Source organism: Azospirillum sp. B4, assembly GCF_000333275.1.
GTDB lineage: Bacteria > Pseudomonadota > Alphaproteobacteria > Azospirillales > Azospirillaceae > Nitrospirillum.
In genome coordinates this window covers 1-2,005 of record NZ_BACU01000193.1, presented here as the reverse complement: position 1 = coordinate 2,005, position 2,005 = coordinate 1, and the positions used below count along the sequence as shown (strand labels likewise).

General features: G+C 66.1%; 3 protein-coding genes. 1 reads left to right on the top strand and 2 read right to left on the bottom strand.

The window, feature by feature from the left end:
• The coding region (locus tag I55_RS08680) for a polymer-forming cytoskeletal protein (protein WP_148293634.1) at positions 1-524 on the bottom strand (524 nt) is incomplete at its 3' end.
• A 180-nt stretch (positions 525-704) separates the two neighbouring features.
• Here I55_RS08680 and I55_RS08675 point away from each other — a divergent pair.
• A complete protein-coding gene (locus I55_RS08675; protein WP_148293633.1) occupies positions 705-1,430 on the top strand; it encodes a hypothetical protein in 726 nt (241 codons plus the stop codon).
• 12 nt (positions 1,431-1,442) lie between these two features.
• On the opposite strand, the gene I55_RS08670 is transcribed toward I55_RS08675, so the two are convergent.
• On the bottom strand, positions 1,443-2,005 hold a 563-nt coding region (locus I55_RS08670), incomplete at its 5' end, for a succinylglutamate desuccinylase/aspartoacylase family protein (RefSeq protein ID WP_044560122.1).

The window sequence follows — 2,005 nt, the reverse complement described above, 5'->3', positions numbered from 1 at the left end:
GGTTTCCCGCTGAAGGTGACGTCGCCCATGATGTGGGCGCCGGGCAGCAGGGTCAGCTTGCCGGAACTGGCGTCGACGTCGCCCATGACCGTGCCGGCCAGGTTCAGCTCGCCGCCCTTCACCGCCACGTCGCCGGCCACCATGCCCTTCATGGTCACCTCGCCGCCCAGCAGGGTGGCGTCGCCGGATACGACGGAGCCTTCCTGCATGTCGATGCTGCCGGCCACCAGCACCACGTCGCCGCCCACCTGGCCCGACAGGCTGGTGCTGCCCGACAGCACGATCAGGCTGTCGGCCACCGTGCCGCTGACCGTGGCGGCGGAACCCACCAGGATGGCGCTGCCGGCCACCGTGGTCTCCAACTGGATGTTGCGGCCAATCGCGATGACAGTGTCGTCGGCCGGCTGGCTCACCGTGACGTTGCGTCCCGTGAACCAGCCCGTGGCCCCGGCCGTGTCCGGCAGCACCGCCATCAGCCCAGCCAGCATGACGGCCGCCAAGGCCGCCCGAATTCCCCGCGCCATGATATCCCCGCGTTGACTCAGTCCCGCCACTGACGCGACGGGTCTTCTCCCGTCCCCACTTTCCAATGGAACCACGCCCAGGGGCAAGGGCCGCCCGCGTCCCTAGGCAGGGGGCCATTATCAGCGGCGATTGAAATCCATTGTGATTGCTCTTCATAATTGCAGGAAATGAAGGGGGTGATGAAGATGCGCTGGTTATGTTTGGCCATGGCGTTGGTTTTCTGTGCCCTTCCCGTGCTGACGGAAGCGAAACAACGGGCGTTCTTCGATAAGCCGGTCAAAAATGTCGAGTGGAAGAAGGGTGAACTCACCATCACATGCACTTACTACCGGGACTTCATGGTCAAGGAGATTGGCGATGGTGGCAAAGGCTCGATCAGCCTGGCCATCGTCAAGCGAAGCCACGCCGGACTGCCAGCCTGTAGGTTTAAAATAGAAGATGAGCGGGAGGTTGAAGACTGGAGCGGCTATTTCGCTGCCGCTAAAGGTAATTACCTGTTCTTTAGCGCGGACGATGGCGATCCCGTCGGCAACGCCTTCGCCATCGTCGATGGCAATACGGGGAAGGTGCTGTTTTATGATGACGCCCAGGTTGGTGTCAGGTCCATCCACAGCCTGAAGATCAAGGATGATGGCATTGTCTTGCGCTATCGGCGTGCCTTTCGGACGCCTTGTTCCTTATACGCCCGGAACGCTTCCTGCTGGGAGGCCGTCAAGCAGGCGGCATTTATGGCGCCTGACACGCGTCAGCCGAATTGTGATGTGGTTTACGCCGGGGCGGAAACCGATCCCCGCGTAAGGGATGATCCCAGCGTCATCGACTATGAGGTGGAGGTCACTCTCACCGCCGGCAAAGCGCGCTTCACCGGTCTGCCCGGCAAGGTGGAATGCTGGGCGGAGGATTGAGCCCGGCCCTTCTCAGCGCGCCGTCAGCAGGCCGCTGCCTTCTTCGGCCAGGGGGCGGTCGCCGGCGATGCTGGTGATGACGGCGCCGGCGGCAGTGTAGCGCTGTTCGGCCCGGGCCCAGACGATGCCGGGGGTGCGGGCGCGGGCCGGGTGGCGGGCGCCGGTGACCGGATCCATCACCTCCGCCACCGTCTGGCCGATGGCGACGGTGTCGCCCAGGGCCACGGTGTAGAGCACCACGCCGGCCACGGGGGCGCGGACGCGGTCCACCCCGGCCAGCGGTGTCGCCTGGCAGCTGGGCGCCGGCACCGGCCCCGCCTCACCCGCCAGCAGGCCCCGGCGGGTCAGGATGCGCATCAGGGCGTCGGCGTCGCCGGCCGCCTGGACATCGTCCACGTCACGCCGGCCACGCAACTCTATGGTGGCGGCCAGGCAGGCGGCGGGTAGGGGCGGGGTCTGGCCCGAAAGGCCGGCGGTCAGCCGGTTGCGCAGGCGCCACCACAGGCCGGAGCAAGCCTCGTCAAAGGGATGGCCGCCGGATTCCAAGGCCAGGAAGACGGCGCGGCAGCCCAGGT

Coding starts and splice junctions, on each gene's coding strand:
- I55_RS08675 (WP_148293633.1), top strand. CDS start 705: ATGAAGATGCGCTGGTTATGTTTGGCCATGGCGTTGGTTTTCTGTGCC.